The sequence below is a fragment of the Ligilactobacillus pabuli genome (assembly GCF_022836475.1).
Classification (GTDB): domain Bacteria; phylum Bacillota; class Bacilli; order Lactobacillales; family Lactobacillaceae; genus Ligilactobacillus; species Ligilactobacillus pabuli.
The window spans coordinates 116670-135698 of the sequence record NZ_BQXH01000005.1; the positions used below are offsets into that span (position 1 = coordinate 116670).

The window sequence follows — 19029 nt, forward strand, 5'->3', positions numbered from 1 at the left end:
CAACCAGCAAATCCTGTTGCCGGTGTTACTTTGCCGAAGTTCAACCACCAAATCCAGTTGCCGGCGCTACTTTGCCGAAGTTTAACCACCAACGCAAAAAACGGCTGCTGTTCGCTGCTAATCAGTGAACAACAACCGTCCGTCAAAATTTATTTCTTTTGAAATTTCTGGGCCAGCTCTATCGTCTGATCAACCAGGATCGATTGTGCGTCTGTGACTGGGTATTTCACATAAGGCTCCCGGGCCTGGGCCAATGATAGTTCTGTACAACCCAAGACCACCGTATCACACCCCCGTTCCTCAAACATCTGGTTTAAGATACCATGATACAAGTCGCGGTCGACGTGATTTTTTTCCTTCACATTATCGTAAATCAACTCGTTAGTTTGTGCTTGAATGGCATCATCTGGTAAGACTAACTCGTAGCCCGCTGCTTGAATCTCATCATCATAAATATGGTCAGCTCGGGTCCCCGCCGTTGAAATCAAGCCAACTCGCTTCGCTTGTGGCAAATGCTGACCGATCCACGCCACAGCCTCACGCGGCATGTGCAAAATGGGAATGTCTGTGACAGACGCCAATTCGTCATAAAAATAATGAGCCGTATTGCATGGTAACGTGAAGAAATCCGGTCCAAGTGCCGCCTGCTGCTCGAAGTCTGCCCGCAATGGTACGAGCGGGTTAGGCTGGTCGTGATCCAAAATATAGGCCGTCCGGTCCGGCACCGTCGCATGGTTCACCAAGATATAGTTCAAATAATCTTGGTCCCGGGCAGCTGGGGTGCGCTCATTGAGCTGGTGCAGATAAGTTTCTGTTGCCTGCGTCCCCATTCCACCAATAATCGTAAAGAAATGTTCCATGACTTTAACCTACCCTTTGTTTTGCTGGAAGAACTGGGCAAAATTCTTGGTGTAATTATGATTCATCCACTTGATCAACGCCCAGCGCTTGGGATTCATATCATCCTTGTATTCGTATGTCGTGCCCACTCGATGGTCCTTGATCAACTTCAAGGCAGCCTGTTTGTCGGGATTATTTCTAGCATACTTCTTGAACACTTTCACCGGAACACCTAACCACAAATGATGGTTTGAAGTATTATCATTTCCGTAAACGCATGGTGTCTCAGCCAATGCACCAGTCACGTAATCTTGCACAACATAGTCTGCCAAATTATAACCGTTCAGCGTGACAAAAAAGCTGCTGCGACCCTGACGCAAGTTGATTTCAAATAACTTGTACTGCTGGTCGCGGACATCATATTTCATATCAAAGTTAGCATAACCAGTAAAGTTAACGGCTTCTAGGAAAGTCTTGATTGTTTGATAAATGTCTTCGTTATATTCTGGCAAAATCGCAACATAATTTCCAATGGCTGCTGGTGCTGGATCTTCTAGTAATGGATGACCCAGGCACATCATCTTAACCTGATGATTTTGATCAACATAAGCATTCAAAACGCGCATGTTGCTATCATCACCGGGGATAAAGTCTTGTAAAATGAAATCAGATTGGTAGCCGTTTTCGTAGGATAAACGTAAAATCTCGTTAAACTCCTCCCGACTTTGAATCCGAAAAGCTTTTTTACGTCCTTCAAAGTGGACATCCAACCATTCCACACTATTAGTTGCCTTAAGTGCAACTGGATAGTCAAATGGTTGTGGGACTTCGGTTGGTGCTGCTTCCCATTGTGTCCGGCTGATAATTTGCGTCTTCGGATAAGGCAGGTCATATTTTTCACAAATTTCGTAAAAACGTTCCTTGTTATTCAAAGTCTTCAATAAATCATAATCGATATATGGACAAACAAACACGTCCTCTAACTCAGCTTTATGCTGCGAGATCAGTTCTGCGTAGCCATCGCCACAGCCAATCAAAATCACGGGTTCTTCGTGGTCTCGATATTTTTCTTTGAGTTTGCGCATCGTTTCGATCCAGACTGGGTCCTTGTCAAAACCAGCGATGATTTCCACGTTAACGATCTTAGTGAAACGTGTTGGTGCTAATTCTGCAGCTGCATAAGCCTGAACCGGCCGTTGATATTTTTGATAAAATGAGCGGGCCATCCCGTAAACGTTAAAATCGCTTCCTAGTAGGACCGGCGTAAATTCAACTTGTTTTTCTGTCATTGTCTATCTCTCCTTGAGCAAATCTTCCACAATTTTAACATCAGATTCATAGGGAACGTCTTGCCCCTGAATTTTCTGAGTAGCATCGCGGCCCTTTCCCGCAACTACGACGATTTCTCCTGGCTGGCTCAATTGTACCGCCTGGGTGATCGCAGTTTTACGGTCCGCCACGATTTGAACTGTGACTTGGTCGTTATTAATATGTGACGCAATTTCTTGTGCGATCGCAATTGGGTCTTCAGTTGCTGGATCATCGGCGGTCAAAATTGCGACGTCAGCTACTTCGCCGATGGCCTGACCTAAACCGCTCCGGCGAGAAATCCCTTTATCTCCCGCGCTGCCAGTCACGACGAGTAATTTTTCATCCGGTTCCTGTTGATGCAAGAAACTCAACAAGGATTTCAAACTAGCGTAGTTGTGCGCGTAATCAACATAGACTGTTCCATGATGTTCAGTCTGAAAAACTTCCATCCGGCCAGGAACGCGAACTGCTGGCAACTGTTGGCGAATCTCTGTCGCACTCGCTCCAGCCATTCCCGCTGCGATGATTGCCGCCAAGGCATTTTGTTGGTTATAGTCACCTGGGATGTCAATTTCATACGTTCCATCCAACTGCAACTGTTCACCTTTGTCTGAATACGAGTGTACATTAATTTCACTGGCTGACAAGTCTTGTCTAGTTTCTGCAAATTCAAAATCAACCTGGGTTTCAAAGGAAATCAGCGAATTTTCTCGAGCATATAAGTAAATATTTTCTTCTGGTAAAAAGCCCTGCGCTGCACTATAGATTTCATCAAAATGGTCCGTTTCTGCATTAATAATCACATTTTTCGAATTTCGCAACAACTGCTCTTTACAATAGAGGTAGTCTGCAAAAGTCGGATGCTCGTTGCGGCCAATATGATCCGGTGAAATATTCAAAAAGATCCCCAGATCATATTTCAAGCCGTAAACACGGTTTTTCTTAAAGGCCTGCGAAGAAACTTCCATAATCAACTGTGTCATGCCACTTGCCACTGCCTCAGCCATATCATGAAATAAGTCCAGTGACTCTGGCGTCGTTAAATTAGACTTAAATTGCTGTTCCGGCTTGGGTCCCACGATCCGGTCGATCGTCGAAAAAAGTGCAGTTTTACCCTCTGTCTGGGCGTTTTGAATGCCATGCGCAAAATACGCAGTCGTTGTTTTGCCCTTGGTACCGGTGATCCCAGTAATAAAGAGTTTGTTTTGTGGGAAATCATAAAAAGCTGCGCCCAGTAAGGCCATCGCCTGTTGCACATTGGACACAATAATCGCGGTCAATCCCGTACCTTCTTGGTAGTAGTGTTCAGCAACATAGGCTGTTGCTCCCTGATTCTTAGCCTGAGTTAAATATGCTGCCTGAAAATTTCCCTTACAAAAAAAGAGGGTCTGTGGCACAACTTGGCGTGAATCATAAGTCACATGTGCGAAGTTTGTCGGCTCATTTGGTTCATTATTTTTTTCAATTAGTAAGTTATGTTCTGACAATAGTGTCATGATTTGAGACATTGTAAGTGCCATTCTTCAAAAATATCCCCTTTTATCGATCTTAGAATGGGTCGTTGATTTGGGTGTTAAATTAGCAATCGTTTTAGCAGACCCCGCGACCTAAATTATAGTATGATATAAGCAAAATAGTTGCGAGAAAAATGCCCACAATCAGCCTTTTTAGCAACTAAAGTTATTGCTATTGTACCATAGAACTACGTAAGTTTCTGGCTGGAACGTCCAGTTCAAAGCGCTTTATCAATGTTTTTTAAAATAAATTAAAAATCACGGAGTAAAGTAACCCGGTTAGAAGATGAGCACTAACAAGCTTTCGGGCATGATGCGGTTTAGGTATCGTGACAGAAAGTAGGTTAGGCGGAAAGTTCTGGGTTAAGTAGCTCGTCTATAATCACAGAGCGGAACAAACCGGGAGAACTCGAGCACCATCGGAACCCAGGAATTAATGCGTTTTTGGCATTGACCCTGAGTTTAGATGGGCGGAAAGTTCTGGTTTGAGTAGCTCGCCTACAATCACAAACTTACACTCACACCTAAGAAAGCAGGAAAAGCCTATGACAAAAAATTATGGTGTTTTTTTCAACAAGAATTCTGGCGATGGCAGTGGTACTAACATCGCTAAGTTGTGTCAAGAAAAACTAACTACTAAAGACATTAACAGTTGTCTCATTACCGGGGACTCCTTAGAAGATTCCCAAGAAAACCTCGCCAACACTTTGTCCAAACTCGACGCCTTAGTTGTAATTGGCGGAGATGGGACTTTAAATGGTGCTTTCAGCGTCTTGCTCCAACGCGACCATCCACTGCCAGTCGCCATTATTCCAGCGGGAACGGTTAATAATTTTGCCAAAAGATATCGTATCCCGCAAGAAACTGATGCGGCGATTGCCAATCTGCTGGAACCTGGCAAGATCAAGAAAGTTGGTCTGGGAAAATGTAGTGCAGGTCAGGCCATCGTTAGCTCGCTCACCTTTGGTAATTTAGCTGACATGTCTAATGAAGTACGGCAACAAGATAAGCAAAAATTCGGCTTAGGTGTCTACTTGCTGCAAGCTCTCCAACAAATCGGACACAATAAGTCCTATCTGATCAAATATGAATACGGCAACCACCACGTTAAAACTCTACGGACTTGGTTTGCTCTGCTGACTACTACCCGTTCTGTGGGTGGATTTCCTTATGATGATGGAGCAAAAGGCAAACTACATGTTTCGTTGTTAAATAATATTCATCTCAGACAAGTAGGTGCGTACTTGTATTTTGCGATCACTGGTCGTTTACGTTCGTCTAATAATATTACAGCCTTTAGTACCCAAAAAATCACAGTCAGCCCGGTAGATGGACAAGAAGTTGTTTCACGAATCGATGGTGATGAGGGCCCCAAGCTTCCACTGACCATCGAATTTCTCCCTGAATATTTGCCATTAATGGTCCCACGTTAATTGCATTAATTCAAGTTACTTTACTATCCAAAATTCACCAAACTCGTTACAATAAGGATGAGAAGTGAAGTCGTTAAACACAACGAGTCACTCACTGATTTAGAAAGGATGATTAGTATGTATCGTAATATTTTAGTTCCCCTTGATGGTAGTTCTAATTCAAAACGTGCTCTCGATGAAGCCATCGATCTATCCAGTAAGTTTGGTTCAAAAATTTTTATACTTTCTGTCATCAATGACAGTAACTTAATTTTTACGACTGGCTCTCCTGACATGATTTTACAAGGACTTCACAGTAACGCTGAAGAAGTTGCAGCTAATGGTAAAAAACAAGCTGCCGACCGTGGTATTGCCGTTGAAGCCTTCGTTGAACGAGGAATTCCTAAGCAAATTATCGCCGAACAATTTCCTAAAGAACACGACATTGACTTGATCGTCATTGGTAAGTCTGGTGCCGATGCTTTTGACCGACTGCTAATTGGTTCTACTACCAGTTATGTAGTCCGGAGAAGTAAGGCGAAAATTTTAGTGATTAATGATGAAGAACCTGAAGAAACAAAAGAAAACTAACTAGCACTACCCAAAATTAACCCAAAAAAACAGGCACTAGAAAGCGAAATTTACTTTCTAGCGCCTGCTTTTTAGTATTTTTTAAATTCACAACGTTTAAGCCTAGGCTCTAACCACTAAATTATTTTCTAAATATTCAACGACACCTGTCCCAGTGCCAAATAAAATATACTCACGCTTCCCCACATAAAATGCGAGCCGTTTGACACCCAAATACAGTTCATTGGTCAAGCCGCTGATTTGTCGCAGGTCCACTTGCCATTTTAACGGCCGTCTCAACCCCTGGCTCACACAAATTTTCATATATCCTGCCTGAAACTGGATATTTAAAAAGCCAAAATAAGTTCGTGGTCCCTCAATAATTTGTGCGTAAGTATTCATCGTCTTTCTCTCCCTTAATGTACCAATTTGATCAGTCTTCTCTCACATTCATCCTAGCATTTAACCGCTTTCATCTCAAGAAAAATCTATGGTACACAATTAAAACCACAGTATTTTCCTTGGAAATTTTCCATTAAAAAAAGCCGTCCCCCCTTATAGGAAACGACCGTTAATAATTTAATTAATAGGTTTTATGGCAAATCGTTGCCAGCTGCCAAGTAAACATCATACCATTCTTGGCGTGTCAACTGGACATCAGCACCAGTAGCTGTATCCTTCAAATGTTCAGGATTCATCGTTCCAGCAATCACTTGAATCTTAGCTGGATGACGTAAGATCCAGGCTGCACCGATTGCATTCTTAGAAACGCCGTACTTATCAGCCAGTTTTTGCAAAGCAGCGTTAACTTCTGGGAAGTCAGGATTGTTAATAAATGTACCTTCAATTTGCCCATACTGGAATGGTGACCAAGCTTGCACAGTCATTTGATGCAACTGTGAGTATTCCAAGATCCCGCCATCGTGATCGATACTGCGAGCATCTGTCATGTTAGTATGAATACCAAAGTCAATTGGACCCGTATGCATGACACTGACCTGTAACTGGTTGATCAGTAGTTTTTGACTAACAGCTGATTGTAATAAGGCTACTTGACCAGGGTTCATGTTAGACACACCAAAGTGACGAACTTTCCCAGAATTTTGTAATTCATCAAAAGCAGATGCAACTTCTGCTGGATCCATCAAAGCATCAGGACGGTGTAATAAGAAACTATCCAAATGATCAACGCCCATCCGTTGTAAGATACCATCAACAGTCTCTAACAAATATTTCTTAGAGAAATCATAGCGTGTTGCTGCACCACCACGAGCAGGATCTTTAAAAATTCCACCCTTTGATTGAATGGCAAAATCATCAGCTGTTAAGGACGATTTTTTCAAAGCAGCTCCAAAAACTTCTTCTGCCTTGCCGCTGCCATAAACATCAGCTGAGTCAATATAGTTGATTCCACTTTCCTTTGCGGTTTCCAATACTTTAACAGCTTCATCAACTGTTAAAGCGTCCATCCGCATGATCCCTAAAATGATTTCTGAACCTGTAAAACCTGTTCCACCAATTTTTACATCTTTCATTCTGTGAGGTCCTCCTCTTTTGTGGTCAAAGTTTGCAGACGTGAGTTTCCGCCTGACTTTCTACTTATATTCACTAGTATAAAGCTTTTGAAACGAGTAAAACAAGTAACTCGCAATCTAAAAATAAAAATTTTAACTAAAAGAAAAAAACGTAATTACACTATTAGCTATTTGACTAATGACTGTTCCCTTTTCTTTTCTTAATCAGCTGTTTGGTAAACAAAATTACTATTACCGCAGGAAGTTCAATCGCTATCGCAATTAGAAACTGATTCCAATTGTTTGGCGAAAGACACAGAAAATAAACAAGTGAAATTGCCACCACAGAAAGATAATCTAGTAGAATTCTTTTCAAACTCATATGTGCCTCCTAACCTCCACAACAGTGCAGCTAACTCGTAGAGAATATGAAGTATGATAATCCTGATAGTCTGTTACAGTTATTTGTATTCAATACTATCAAATAAAAACATCCTTCAAAAAAGACAAAAGTCTGCGATAAGGAAAGTAGTATTTCTTTCTTATAGCTTAACCGTAGCAAAAAAATAATTTATTTGTCAAACGTTTACATTGTTATGCTAGTGTCAATTTTTGTTACAAGCCAGACTCTGTTTTTAGTCGAGCTCCACCAGTCAGGACTTTCCCCTATCCAAGACCAGCCTTCAATGCCAAGTACGCATTAAAGACTAGGCTCCGATAGTGCTCGAGTCCTCCCAACTGGCTCCGCTCTGTTTTTTGCTTGACATCCTCACTTAGTTTTTCTATACTTAAAACAATTAATTAACGGAAAGGACGAAAAAGAATGCAACAGTCAGTCGCTCACATTTTGAATATGGCTTGGCAAAGCCGGCACGCAAGGTCGTAAATGTCTTGAACGGATACGATCTGGCAAACAGTTTGTATCCGTGCCGACTGCTTTTTCGTTTGTCGAAGTCTGCATGGTCTAACATGGCAGGCTTTGGCGTCAATACCTTTAAGGGTAAACCAGAGTATGCTGGTTTGCCCTTATTTTTTTGCACTACTTTCAACTACTTACTACAGAAACGGAGTGAATTTACCGATGAAACGAATTATCACATTTATCAGCGCTATCATCATTTTCTTAGTTGCCATGCTGCTCACCCAGCCGGCACAAAATGCTCAACAAAAACTCACCCACAAAAAGGTGATCAAGGTCGGAATTCTCCAACTGGTCAGTCACCCAGCACTAGATCAGATCCATGCTGGTATTATTAGCGGCTTAAAGGATGAGGGCTTCGTTGCTGGCAAAAACATTCGGGTCGACTTTCAAAATGCCCAAGGGGACCAAAGTGACTTAAAAACGATGGCGCAACAATTAGCGGATCGGTCTGACATTTTATTTGGGATCGCCACCCCGGCTGCACAGTCGTTAGTTAACTCGGCCAGCAAAACTACCCCCATCATGATGGCGGGAATCAGTGACGCAGCTGGTAGCGGTTTGGTCAAATCCGAACAGCACCCCGGTGGCAACGTCACTGGTGCTTCCGGCGACTCGCCTCTAGAAAAACAGCTCAAGTTAATTCAAGATATCATGCCTCAAGCGAAAAAAATTGGCGTGATTTATACTTCTTCCGATGCGGGTGGTCAAAGTAACGCCAGAAAGTTTGCCAAATTAGTGACTAAAGCCGGACTACAACCCAAAATGTACACCATCGCCAACACCAACGACATGCAGCAAATCAGCCAACAAATGGCCAGTCAAGTCGATGCGATTTACGCTCCGCAAGATAACGGTGTGGCTTCTGCCATGAAAACTTTAGTCAATAATGCCAACCAAGCAGGCAAACCTGTTTTCCCTGCCGCTGACACCATGGTTAAAGACGGTGGGACTGCTGCTTACGCCATCGACCAACATGATTTAGGCCGCTTAGCTGGTCACATGGCTGGCCAAGTACTCAAGGGCAAACAAAAAACTGCCACTTATCCAGTGGGTTTTGTCGTTAAGGGCAAGTATGTCATTAACCAAGCTCAAGTTGACCGGCTGCACATTTCAATTCCAGCAAACATCCTGGAACAAGCACACAAGAATGGGAGGATCATCAAATGAGTTTAATTACATCTAGCATTGGGCAAGGACTCTTATGGGCGATTTTAGGGATTGCCTTATTTCTAACTTTTCGCGTCCTTGATTTTCCTGACATGACTGTTGAAGGAACTTTTCCGTTGGGTGCCGCTGTGACCGTTACTGCAATCACCCATGGAGCAAGCCCTCTTTTAGCAACCTGTGCCGGCTTTTTAGCAGGAGCTTGTGGCGGCTTAGTGACAGGTTTGTTATATACTAAAGGAAAAATTCCGATTTTGTTAGCGGGGATCCTCGTAATGACCGCCTGTCTGTCAATTAACTTACGGGTCATGGGCGGTTCTAACGTCTCCTTGATTGGACAACAAACCTTTTTTTCAGCTAACTTTTTCCAAAGTTTGCCAAAATACTTTGATAGTGTCTTAATTGGGGCTGCCACGATCCTCGTGATCACTGGTCTAGTTGCCCTCTTCTTAGAAACTGAATTGGGACAAGCCTTTATTGTCACTGGCGATAATCCCATGATGGCACGTTCTCAGGGGATCAACACTGACAACATGACCATTTTAGGCTTAACCTTATCCAATGGATTAGTTGGTCTCTGTGGCGCATTAATCTCGCAAAGTAACGGCTACGCAGATGCTAACATGGGGATCGGCATTATCGTTGTCGCCCTGGCTTCTATTATTATCGGTGAAGTCGTTTTTGGTGATCTAACTTTAAACCAACGACTAATTGCCGTCACGCTAGGTAGTATCATTTATCGCTTTGTTTTGTTGCTGGTCTTGCAACTTGGCTTTTCAACCAACGACCTCAACTTAATTTCTGCTATCATTTTAGCTTTATGTATGATGTTACCCAACTTACGTAACTCGCTACACTTAAATGGAATTCTACGAAAGGGGCTCAGTCATAATGACCGTTGATCAACCAGCTGTTTTAACCTTAAAAAATGTCGCTACGCTTGTTAATCGTAACACTCCCAACGAAACCAAAATTCTCAAAAACCTGGATCTGCAAGTTTTCCCTGGGGATTTTATTACTGTGATAGGGTCCAACGGTGCAGGAAAATCGACCCTTTTCAACACCATTTCAGGTGATATTGTGCCCGATGAAGGCCAAGTCTTGCTGAATGGTCAAGATATTACCCATGATTCCGTTGAAAAACGGACCAAGTTTCTAAGTCGTGTTTTTCAAGACCCAAAAATGGGGACAGCACCCCGGATGACTGTTGCCGAAAATCTCTTATTAGCTGTCAAACGCGGACAAAAGCGTGGACTCGGACTACGACATTTGCACGCTAATAAAGCCCGTTTTAAAATGTTGGCAGCAACCATGGGCAACGGTCTAGCTGAACGGCTGGACACTCCGACCGAAAATCTTTCTGGTGGACAGCGCCAAACTCTGAGCTTCTTAATGGCGACGCTCAACCGCCCCGAAATTTTATTACTAGACGAACACACCGCAGCTTTAGATCCAAAAACTAGTGCAGGTTTAATGGAACAAACCAGCAAAACTGTCGCTGAACAACAGTTGACTTGTTTGATGATCACTCATCACATGGAAGATGCCCTGAAATACGGCAACCGCTTATTAGTCTTGCATGCTGGTAAAATCACCCTTGATGTCCGGGGTGAACAAAAGGCACAAATGACCAAGGAACAAATCATGCAACTCTTCGTTGACTAGTAGTAATTAATTTGGCAGAGAACAACCCACTTCAGGGGCCTGTTTCTCTGCCATTTTTTGTTGAACTGCCCCAAAGCCCATTTTTCTGAAAATAGTACATTAGGCATAACATTTTACTAAAACGTTTTCTTTCGTTACCATTAAAGTGTACTCAAACTTAAAAACCGAGAAAGGAAGCGATTTTTATGGATACCACAGCATTTTGGCAGTCATTTCAAAACACTTTACCCTCGATCATAAAAGGGGTAGTGCTGCTCTTGATTGCGTGGCTCGTTGCCACATTACTCAAGAACTTAGTGACAAAAGGTTTCAAGAAGATTAAGTTGGATGAACTCTTAGTCAAATGGAAGCTATTTACGGACAAAAAACAAGCTGATAGTTTGTTAGATGCCTTGGGCAAAATTTTCTACTACCTGGTTTGGCTGTTATTCTTACCCGGAATTTTTACGACCTTCGGATTAAATTCAATTGCCACACCAATTACAGACATGATGAATTACATTTTGCAGTACCTGCCTAACATTCTATTGGCAGCCGTGCTCTTAACGATCGGGATCTTAGTCGCTAAACTCGTTAAAAGTTTAGTGTACAATCTCTCTGTGACTCTCAAAGTTGATCATTATCTGCATAAATTTATTGGAACGTCTGACAAAGAAGAAACTCCTGAAAAAGATTCGGTTGCCAACGTTTTGGCAATGATCTGTTACTTGTTTGTACTGATTCCAATTGCAATTGTTGCCCTAGAAGCCTTAAAAATCGCGACAATTACCAAACCGCTAGTCACAGTCTTAAATAGCATTCTGGGAGCAATTCCTGATATTTTAGTCGCTGTGATCTTACTAACAGTTGGGATCGTGATTGCCAAAGTTGCCGGGAACTTAATCGCTAGTTTATTATCCAATACTGGGATCGATAAGATGGCTGCTAGCTTATATCCCGCAGAAAAAACACCCGCAACGACTCTTTCCAAGATCTTAGGTCAAATCGTTGCCGTTGTCATTGGGCTATTCTTTGTCGTTGAGGCAATCGGTGCTTTGCATCTGCCAGTCTTAGACCATGTCGGGACTGCGATCATCGGCTACTTGCCAAACCTCTTATTTGCCGTAATTATCTTGGGATTAGGCTTTTTCGGCGGTCAATTTGTTGGTAAACTGCTCACCAAAGCTACTAAAAATAAATGGTTGGGCATGATCACTCAGTCTGTCTTTGGGATCTTTGCCGTCTTCATGGCATTAGACCAGCTCAACTTCGCTAACAGTATCGTAAATATTGCGTTCTTGTTTATTATCGGTGGTTTATCCGTGGCCTTTGCGGTTGCCTTTGGTCTAGGCGGACGTGACTTTGCCCACCACCAATTGGACAAGTTAGATAAAAAATTAGATGAAGAAGATCACGACGAACAAAATTAACAGTAAGTGATTCCCTTTTGCAGTACCAACTCCCCGAACTGGGTGATTGGTGCTGCTTTTTTTGTTTGGTTGAAGCGCAGAATTCCATCAAAATAAAACTTACACCACCAAGAAAATTATCCTGTGTGCTGTAAGTTTTATTTTTGTTTGCTAATTTTTATCTGTAGCCATGCAACGATAAGATAACCCAGGCACAGACCAGCTGCGTTGGCCAAAATATCATTCACGTCAATCCAACGTGAGGTCAACTCTAAGTTATCTAGAATGAGTTGTGTCAGCTCAATCGTTGCCCCGACTGCCAGACCAGTTCCAATGACCTTTAAACTTGACCACTTCTTTTGGCGCAGTAATGCAATAAACACACCAAATGGCAAGGTCATCACAATATTTAAATAGAAGTCTAAGTGCGTTAATTCAGCAAATGGTAAATAAATAAACGGTGCCTTTCCTAAATAAATATATGGCACCGGCTCACTAGCCGGAATTACTAACGGCAAGGTTGGTGCAAAACACAAAACCCCCACTGTTGCCAAATAAATAATAAATGCGCCCCAAATTGCACGACGCACGACTTTGTTCCTTAAATTCACTAACTCATTCACACCTTATCTCGGGTTAATTCTGTGATTGTAGTCGAGTTCCTTAACTCAGAAGATTCCGCCTAACCTGCTTTCTGTCACGATGCCTAAACCGCATCATGCCCGAAAGCTTGTTAATGCTCATCTTCTAACCGGGTTAATCCGCTCTATGATCTTTAGTCGAGCTACTTGAAACAGAAAGTTCCGCCCATCCAAACCCAGGACCCAATGCCAAAAACGCATTAGTCCCTGGGTCCCGATGGTGCTCGCTTTCTAATCGTTTCATTCCGCTCTGTGATCTTAGTCGAGCTACTCAAGCCAAGACTTTCCGCCTACCCTAGCCCAACCTTCAATGCCTAATGCGCATTAAAGGCTAGGCTCTGATAGTGCTCGAGTCTTAAACGGCTTGCTCCGCTCTGTGATTTTAGTACCCCTTTTTCAAATCTACTTCATTTCTGACCAATGTTCCATCAACTTCATATTGTTGTAGATTTTCCTTGAAAATCTTGATCACATCTTGCGCATATTCTTGATACAAGCCCGAAACATGCGGTGTGATCAAAACATTATCCATTTGCCACAATTGACTGTCCTCTGGTAGTGGTTCCGGTGCCGTTACATCTAGTCCTGCCGCACTAACCTGTCCAGCTTTCAAAGCGGCTACCAAATCATCCGTGACCACACTTGGACCACGCCCAATATTGATAAACAATGGGGCCGCTTCTAAGGCTGCAAAAAATTCTGCATCGTATAATCCGCGTGTTTCATCAGTTAGTGGCAAAGTATTAACGATCACCGCAGCATCTTTGACTGCCTCCGTCATTTGGCTGAGAGGCAAAGTTTGGTTGAAACCATCAGCTGGATGACCTGAGTGATTAACCCCGACCGTCTCCATGCGGAAGGCCTGCCCTAGTTCGGCAATTCGTGTACCAATATGGCCAGTTCCAATGACTGCTAGTTTTTTATCACTCAAAACAGTGTAGCCAAAGTCAGCCGGTTGCCAGTGATTTTTCTGTTGCTGCACAACTGCATCCTTGATACCGCGAAAATGGCTCAACATCATTCCAAGTACTGTTTCAGCAATTGGTTCTGCATGGATCCCGCTCACATTTGACAATAAGATCTGTCGCTTAGCGAGTTGGTCTAATGGAAAATAATCAACCCCCGCAGAAAAAGCTTGGATCCATTTTAACTGCGGTTTTTCTAAACTAAAGATTCGGTCTAAGATTCCCGTGGCATTCCCCAGTAAAATGTCAATTTCAGCTAACTGCTGGTCAGATAATTCATCATTGGCAAAGAAATATTCATGCTCTGATTCTGCCGCTAATTTTTTTAATGCATCCTTAGCGCCCTCGTGATTTAAAGTTCCGCCTAATACTAAAATTTTCACTCTGCTCACCTCTCTATTTGAAATTAATTATACACTAGATTAGTTGTTTTTCTAAAGAAAACGCTAATGCAGCCGTTCTTGTTCGACTGATCAGCTAAAAAAAGCCAAAGTCTCCTATTAACAAGAAACTTTGGCAACTTTATTTAAGCATTAGCTGGTTTGCTTGGAGCTAACATAAAATGACTAATATACGGCTTGGAGTTTTCATTATAACCGAACTGGTTAATTTGATTGTTTTTCGAAGTGTTCCAATCGAAAAAGTCGATGTCCGAATCCCAGACATTGATCATCAAGTACTGCAAATTCTTCCGCGGTACATGGAGAATCAGGCTGTATCGTAAGCCCACCGGGATCTCATAACCATTTTCCCACTTCTGCAGTATTGCCTCTAAGATTCCCCGTTGTTTGGTACTGAGAGTAAAGTATCGTAATTCAAAATACCCATCCCAAACTTCCTGCCCAATTTCATGTTGGGTCACATAATTGAGTCCTGAACCAAAAACCGTTTTTTGGTTTGATTTATCAAGTAAAATAAATTTATCTTCATCAACCACCGATTTTAATAATTTCAAATCTCTTTCTGGATATTTCTGTTGCTTGGCACGTAAGTCCTCTTCTGGTCCTAAGGCTAAGCTAATTTTTTCAACAGCCATAATGAATCTCCTTCCCAATCGTAATTTGCACAGCTCCATTATAACATCTTTGTGAACAAAGACGCTTGATTTTACAAAGTCAGTCTCATTTCTAACAAAAAACATCCTGTCCCGCCAACTGCAGTTCAGAATGTTTCACGTGAAACTATCTTAATTTTCTGGTTTAAATAATTTTGGTGCTCGAACAGCTAACAACCAAACAATGATCATGGCTGCAATAGCTTCAGGAATCATATAAGTTGCATTGTAAATAGTCGAGTAAGCAAAGACTGACTGACCCTTAGGAGTATATTCACCATAGAAAACGATCCCGGAAATTACGTTGTTCAAATAGGCCATGAAAGCACCCAAGAAACTAGCAGCCAAGGTATAACCAAAAACTTGGCCCTGCTTTTTTTCAGTTAAAGCGTTTTGTAGTGGTTTAGCGAAGAAACCAGCGAAGCCGACTGTCCCAAAACAAAAGACATAGTCAAACAATACTTGGAGCGGATTCAAGAAGTAGCCGCCAAACATTAACTGCACGATTCCACAAATAGCACCAGCCGTGCAACCCCAAATTGGTCCCCGACGCAATGACAAGAAAATCAAAGGAACCAAAACAAGTGAAACACTTCCGCCTTGCGGCATCCGGAAAATAACAATGTAACTTAACACTAGTGATAAAGCCGCCATGATGGCCGTTTCGGTCAAAAGACGGGTCGAACTTTTAGCTTGTGACATAAAAATCCTCCTCAGGATAATAACTACGGTGTGCCTGTACAATAATTGCCTAAAATTGATCATTTTTGAATGAACAAAATTTTTACTGGCACGCCATTTGAATTAAAAAATTGCTAACACCGAAACCAATCATTTACCAAGTCTAGTCTTTCTCTCTCCTAATCTTGACCAAAGAATCAAATTGTTCTTTGGTATCTAAAATACCACAAAAAAATCTCCCACAGCATACAGCCACAGGAGATTTGTTTTAATCACTACATTTAAAATTGCACGAATAATTAAGTCTGTCTCCCTTCGCCGGTATGATCCGTATCAGGTTCAATGGGTGTTTTCTCAGCCTAGCGGCACCCCAGATGTCTTATTTAATTTAGTTTCGACCTTAATCATAAGCCTTGTATCCAATAAAAGCAACTCACTTTTGCCTAGTTCGTTCCTTCTGGCTGACGCACTAACAAAATCATGCCAGTCACTACCACATGTGCCAAAAAGAAGATCCAGAAAGTTTGACCATAACCAAGTGCCGTGATCAAACTTCCACCTGCAAGCGGTCCAAGTGCTCGTCCCAATGAACCCGATAAACTACTAAGCGATTGCAGCCGCCCCCGGTTATTATCATGGGCATAGCGGTTCAGCAACATCGGAATCGCAGTTAGGGCTAAAATTTCACCAACAGATACAAAAGTGATCCCAACTACAAACTGCCAGTAGACCTTGGCATAAACCAAGGTCAAATAGGAACCCGCAAAAATTAATGTCCCTAAAATCACTCGCAAACGGTCAGCGCGAAAACTATTTCGAAACAGGCGAGTCAACAATGGCTGCAGCACCACAATTTCAACTGTTGAAATTGTAAACAGCATACTATAAGAAGTTACAGAAATTCCCTGTTCGGTCATCAAAACCGCAACATTACTATTCCACTGCTCATAGCATAACCAGATCGTGATCATCGTGATACAAATTAACACCACACTCCAGGGATGTCGGCTATTAGCTGCTGATTGCTGTTTTTGACTTTCATTATTAGTCTGCGCCACAGTAAATGTGGGAAATTTAATTCGAATTAGCAGTATAGTTAGTAAAAATAAAACAGCTGCCCCAGCAAAAATCAGGCGAATACTAATATCGAACAACACCCCGGATAACAAAGTTGCAACCGCCATCCCAATATTGGCCATCCAATAACCATTATTGAAAATCTGGGCATCTTCTTTTTGTAAAAAAGCTAGAAAACCGTTAATAGCAGAATTTAAAATCCCGAGACCCAGACCATAAACGCCTAATAACACTGGGTACCACGGCCAAATGGGAAAAATTGCCAGTAAAATCAAAGCGAGTACTTGGGTAATGCCACCCACATACATCGTTTTTTTCTGGTGCCAACTATCAAATAATTGTCCACCGATCAAATTTCCCACTGTCATCGCCCCAGAAAAGCCTAATAAGACATAGCCCGCAACCACCAAGCTTTGATGGAGCGAATTATGCACATATAAAGTGGTGATTGGCATGATCAATCCGATCCCCATATTGACCAGCATATCCGCTAAGAGCACAAATTTGTTTTTCACATCCCATAATCTACCTTCCATTACACCTCAAGTGTATGATTTGTGTTAGTACTATCGTACTGATTGATTGCTTAATTTGCAACAACTCAGTACAATTAGACCATTAACTAACATTTTGGAGGTGTACTAGCATGTTTTCTTATCAAATCGATGACCAGCTTAGCCTAACCATTCCGCGTCCACAACTTGACGCTGAACCGTTATTTAAGTTAGTCGATGAAAATCGCTCTTATCTCAGTCCCTGGCTGCCTTGGGTCCCTAAAATGGCTAGTGTTCGCGACGAAGAACAATTTTTAACCAGCGTTTTACAACATTTTGGCAACGGCAGTTCCGTCAACTTGGTGATTCGTGACACCCGCCAACCAGTAGGCATGATCAGCTTAAATAGTTTCCGCCAGCAAGATCACAGTACGGAGATCGGCTACTGGCTAGGGCAACAATTTGCCGGACAAAATATTATGCACCGGGCAGTTTTAGGACTATGCGACCTCAGCTTTACCGATTATGATTTAAATAAAATCGAGATCCACGCTGCCGTCGAAAATCTTCCTAGTAACAATGTTGCTCAAAAAGCCGGTTTTCATTTGGACGGTCAAGTTCGGGCACAGGAGTTACTAGTTGATGGCTATCATGATGGCAATGTCTGGTCTCTACTCAAAGATGAATGGCAGCAACAAAGGAGTGTACTATGAAGCTTGATTTAAACGTGACGCTTTCTGACACTGAAACCAAAATTGTCCTTCCTGCAGAGCAATTGCAGCTCACACTCACTGATTCTGCGACGGCAAGTCAGACCAAGGAAGCGGCAGTTTGTCTCTTATTTGACCAGCATCAGTTAACGGGGATCACAACCACTCCCTTACTAAAACGGATCTCTGCTCCTGAAGCAGCAATGGTTCAGAGTACCAGCGCTCAGCTAGACCAGCAGGACTTAGCTTTGGCGCTGACCGAACTGACCAACCCCTCTGTGGCCAAACAACCAACTAGTGACAAAGCTGCTCAGGCCAGTGCCAAAACTGTTTTGGTGGTTTTAAGCCGCTTTGGCTACCGCTGGCAAACTAACAAGCCTCGCAAAAAGGCCGGCAAACCACAACATAAATGGTCCAAAGAACTGGCAACTGTCCCCTTTTACTTAGATTATGGCGGGGCCACGGCAACTGTCTTCTGGCAAAAGCGTAACCAAATGCTGATCCAAGCTGGGGCACAGTTACAATCAGAAGTCCCCTTAAATAAAGACGGTTCCGTCGGCTTTTCAGCACGTTTCGCCCAGAAACTGCGCAGTGAACATCAAGCTGCCATCGCCGGAACGCAAACTAAAACTGATGTGATCTTAAAAAGTCCGAATGAAGTAGGTCTCTTCCTCTATTTTGGCGGCACCAATTGCTGGTTACAACTTAAAGATGAGACTGGTCGGACCCTAGCCGATTGGAGTCAGACTAACTAGTCTTCTTTCATTGACTAATAGGCACTTATCCACGTATATTAGACTAGTGGTCAATTTGTATTGTGCGCAATACAGCACAGCAAACTGACTACTAGTCTTTTTGTTGTGCTCTTGTGTTTGTAGTCGAGCTCCGTGAAACAGAAAGCTCCGCCTATTCTAGTCCGACCTTCCATGCCCAAAGCGCATTAAAGGTCGGACTATGATAGTGCTCACTTTCTCCCGTTTCACTCCGCTCTGTTATTTTTAGACATGTGGTTTTAAGTCAAGCGAAGGTGATAAATAAATTTTAAAAACTTTCTAGAAAAGACTTGATTTTTGGCGCACTTTAACAAGCCCCAAAGTTTCAATTTTT

At 42.5% G+C, this 19029-nt stretch carries 19 protein-coding genes and 1 riboswitch; of the genes, 8 read left to right on the forward strand and 11 right to left on the reverse strand.

Annotation, left to right across the window (positions count from 1 at the left end; all coding sequences use genetic code 11):
- Positions 1–149: 149 nt before the first annotated feature.
- Genes LPAF129_RS03985 through LPAF129_RS03995 form a run of 3 tightly spaced genes read right to left on the reverse strand, consistent with a single transcriptional unit; the run spans position 150 to position 3671 of the window.
- Positions 150–860, reverse strand: a complete 711-nt coding sequence (locus LPAF129_RS03985) for an aspartate/glutamate racemase family protein (protein WP_244054865.1) — start codon at positions 858–860, stop codon at positions 150–152.
- Between the two features lie 9 nt (positions 861–869).
- On the reverse strand, positions 870–2129 hold the full coding sequence (locus LPAF129_RS03990; RefSeq protein WP_244054866.1) for a carboxylate--amine ligase: 1260 nt from the start codon (positions 2127–2129) through the stop codon (positions 870–872).
- A 3-nt stretch (positions 2130–2132) separates the two neighbouring features.
- Positions 2133–3671: a UDP-N-acetylmuramoyl-L-alanyl-D-glutamate--2,6-diaminopimelate ligase gene (locus LPAF129_RS03995; RefSeq protein WP_244054867.1), complete on the reverse strand. Its 1539-nt coding sequence runs from the start codon at positions 3669–3671 to the stop codon at positions 2133–2135.
- Between the two features lie 539 nt (positions 3672–4210).
- Here LPAF129_RS03995 and LPAF129_RS04000 point away from each other — a divergent pair.
- Together LPAF129_RS04000 and LPAF129_RS04005 are read left to right on the forward strand one after the other, a co-directional pair.
- The gene (locus LPAF129_RS04000; RefSeq protein ID WP_244054868.1) at positions 4211–5098 is read left to right on the forward strand and encodes a diacylglycerol/lipid kinase family protein; all 888 of its coding nucleotides are present in this window, start codon (positions 4211–4213) and stop codon (positions 5096–5098) included.
- A gap of 117 nt (positions 5099–5215) precedes the next feature.
- Positions 5216–5668: a universal stress protein gene (locus tag LPAF129_RS04005; protein WP_244054869.1), complete on the forward strand. Its 453-nt coding sequence runs from the start codon at positions 5216–5218 to the stop codon at positions 5666–5668.
- 102 nt (positions 5669–5770) lie between these two features.
- Here LPAF129_RS04005 and LPAF129_RS04010 read toward each other — a convergent pair whose 3' ends face one another.
- The 3 genes from LPAF129_RS04010 to LPAF129_RS04020 all read right to left on the reverse strand — a co-directional run bounded on the left by LPAF129_RS04010 (position 5771) and on the right by LPAF129_RS04020 (position 8201).
- Positions 5771–6049, reverse strand: coding sequence for a hypothetical protein (locus LPAF129_RS04010; RefSeq protein WP_244054870.1), 279 nt, complete (start codon positions 6047–6049; stop codon positions 5771–5773).
- Between the two features lie 191 nt (positions 6050–6240).
- Complete coding sequence (locus LPAF129_RS04015) at positions 6241–7182, reverse strand: aldo/keto reductase (RefSeq protein ID WP_244054871.1); 942 nt, start codon at positions 7180–7182, stop codon at positions 6241–6243.
- A gap of 776 nt (positions 7183–7958) precedes the next feature.
- Positions 7959–8201, reverse strand: coding sequence for a hypothetical protein (locus tag LPAF129_RS04020; protein WP_244054872.1), 243 nt, complete (start codon positions 8199–8201; stop codon positions 7959–7961).
- A gap of 41 nt (positions 8202–8242) precedes the next feature.
- Between LPAF129_RS04020 and trpX the strand changes: the two genes are divergently transcribed.
- The 4 genes from trpX to LPAF129_RS04040 all read left to right on the forward strand — a co-directional run bounded on the left by trpX (position 8243) and on the right by LPAF129_RS04040 (position 12321).
- Entirely contained in the window at positions 8243–9250 is a 1008-nt protein-coding gene (gene trpX / locus LPAF129_RS04025) for a tryptophan ABC transporter substrate-binding protein (protein ID WP_244054873.1), read from the forward strand.
- Positions 9247–10149, forward strand: a complete 903-nt coding sequence (locus tag LPAF129_RS04030) for an ABC transporter permease (RefSeq protein WP_244054874.1) — start codon at positions 9247–9249, stop codon at positions 10147–10149. Before trpX ends, LPAF129_RS04030 begins: the two co-directional genes overlap by 4 nt.
- Positions 10139–10912 (forward strand): ABC transporter ATP-binding protein, encoded by a 774-nt coding sequence (locus LPAF129_RS04035; protein WP_244054875.1) that lies wholly within the window; start codon positions 10139–10141, stop codon positions 10910–10912. The genes LPAF129_RS04030 and LPAF129_RS04035 overlap by 11 nt, the downstream gene beginning before the upstream one ends.
- A 185-nt stretch (positions 10913–11097) precedes the next feature.
- Positions 11098–12321 (forward strand): mechanosensitive ion channel, encoded by a 1224-nt coding sequence (locus LPAF129_RS04040; RefSeq protein ID WP_244054876.1) that lies wholly within the window; start codon positions 11098–11100, stop codon positions 12319–12321.
- A gap of 137 nt (positions 12322–12458) precedes the next feature.
- Here the strand turns inward: LPAF129_RS04040 and LPAF129_RS04045 are convergent, their stop codons facing one another.
- The 5 genes from LPAF129_RS04045 to LPAF129_RS04065 form a co-directional block, all read right to left on the reverse strand.
- Positions 12459–12911 (reverse strand): VanZ family protein, encoded by a 453-nt coding sequence (locus LPAF129_RS04045; RefSeq protein WP_244054877.1) that lies wholly within the window; start codon positions 12909–12911, stop codon positions 12459–12461.
- A gap of 412 nt (positions 12912–13323) precedes the next feature.
- Positions 13324–14289, reverse strand: coding sequence for an NAD(P)-dependent oxidoreductase (locus LPAF129_RS04050; RefSeq protein ID WP_244054878.1), 966 nt, complete (start codon positions 14287–14289; stop codon positions 13324–13326).
- A gap of 143 nt (positions 14290–14432) precedes the next feature.
- The gene (locus LPAF129_RS04055) at positions 14433–14942 is read right to left on the reverse strand and encodes a hypothetical protein (RefSeq protein ID WP_244054879.1); all 510 of its coding nucleotides are present in this window, start codon (positions 14940–14942) and stop codon (positions 14433–14435) included.
- Positions 14943–15092: 150 nt separating this feature from the next.
- Positions 15093–15662 carry an energy-coupled thiamine transporter ThiT gene (gene thiT, locus LPAF129_RS04060; RefSeq protein ID WP_244054880.1) on the reverse strand — a complete coding sequence of 190 codons (570 nt, stop codon included), beginning with the start codon at positions 15660–15662 and terminating at the stop codon, positions 15093–15095.
- 272 nt (positions 15663–15934) lie between these two features.
- A riboswitch (TPP riboswitch) is annotated at positions 15935–16024 on the reverse strand.
- A 60-nt stretch (positions 16025–16084) separates the two neighbouring features.
- Positions 16085–17254 (reverse strand): MFS transporter, encoded by a 1170-nt coding sequence (locus LPAF129_RS04065; protein WP_244054881.1) that lies wholly within the window; start codon positions 17252–17254, stop codon positions 16085–16087.
- A 110-nt stretch (positions 17255–17364) separates the two neighbouring features.
- On the opposite strand from LPAF129_RS04065, the gene LPAF129_RS04070 reads away from it, so the two are divergent.
- The gene (locus LPAF129_RS04070; RefSeq protein WP_244054882.1) at positions 17365–17925 is read left to right on the forward strand and encodes a GNAT family N-acetyltransferase; all 561 of its coding nucleotides are present in this window, start codon (positions 17365–17367) and stop codon (positions 17923–17925) included.
- Complete coding sequence (locus tag LPAF129_RS04075; protein ID WP_244054883.1) at positions 17922–18677, forward strand: hypothetical protein; 756 nt, start codon at positions 17922–17924, stop codon at positions 18675–18677. Before LPAF129_RS04070 ends, LPAF129_RS04075 begins: the two co-directional genes overlap by 4 nt.
- The last annotated feature ends 352 nt before the right edge of the window (positions 18678–19029 follow it).

Excerpts from the sequence above, each read along its gene's own strand:
- LPAF129_RS04010 (WP_244054870.1), bottom strand. The coding sequence starts at position 6,049 with ATGAATACTTACGCACAAATTATTGAGGGACCACGAACTTATTTTGGC.
- thiT (WP_244054880.1), bottom strand. The coding sequence starts at position 15,662 with ATGTCACAAGCTAAAAGTTCGACCCGTCTTTTGACCGAAACGGCCATC.
- LPAF129_RS04030 (WP_244054874.1), top strand. The coding sequence starts at position 9,247 with ATGAGTTTAATTACATCTAGCATTGGGCAAGGACTCTTATGGGCGATT.
- LPAF129_RS04035 (WP_244054875.1), top strand. The coding sequence starts at position 10,139 with ATGACCGTTGATCAACCAGCTGTTTTAACCTTAAAAAATGTCGCTACG.
- LPAF129_RS04005 (WP_244054869.1), top strand. The coding sequence starts at position 5,216 with ATGTATCGTAATATTTTAGTTCCCCTTGATGGTAGTTCTAATTCAAAA.
- LPAF129_RS03990 (WP_244054866.1), bottom strand. The coding sequence starts at position 2,129 with ATGACAGAAAAACAAGTTGAATTTACGCCGGTCCTACTAGGAAGCGAT.
- LPAF129_RS04070 (WP_244054882.1), top strand. The coding sequence starts at position 17,365 with ATGTTTTCTTATCAAATCGATGACCAGCTTAGCCTAACCATTCCGCGT.
- LPAF129_RS04015 (WP_244054871.1), bottom strand. The coding sequence starts at position 7,182 with ATGAAAGATGTAAAAATTGGTGGAACAGGTTTTACAGGTTCAGAAATC.
- LPAF129_RS04065 (WP_244054881.1), bottom strand. The coding sequence starts at position 17,254 with ATGGAAGGTAGATTATGGGATGTGAAAAACAAATTTGTGCTCTTAGCG.
- LPAF129_RS03985 (WP_244054865.1), bottom strand. The coding sequence starts at position 860 with ATGGAACATTTCTTTACGATTATTGGTGGAATGGGGACGCAGGCAACA.
- LPAF129_RS03995 (WP_244054867.1), bottom strand. The coding sequence starts at position 3,671 with ATGGCACTTACAATGTCTCAAATCATGACACTATTGTCAGAACATAAC.
- LPAF129_RS04075 (WP_244054883.1), top strand. The coding sequence starts at position 17,922 with ATGAAGCTTGATTTAAACGTGACGCTTTCTGACACTGAAACCAAAATT.
- LPAF129_RS04040 (WP_244054876.1), top strand. The coding sequence starts at position 11,098 with ATGGATACCACAGCATTTTGGCAGTCATTTCAAAACACTTTACCCTCG.
- trpX (WP_244054873.1), top strand. The coding sequence starts at position 8,243 with ATGAAACGAATTATCACATTTATCAGCGCTATCATCATTTTCTTAGTT.
- LPAF129_RS04000 (WP_244054868.1), top strand. The coding sequence starts at position 4,211 with ATGACAAAAAATTATGGTGTTTTTTTCAACAAGAATTCTGGCGATGGC.
- LPAF129_RS04055 (WP_244054879.1), bottom strand. The coding sequence starts at position 14,942 with ATGGCTGTTGAAAAAATTAGCTTAGCCTTAGGACCAGAAGAGGACTTA.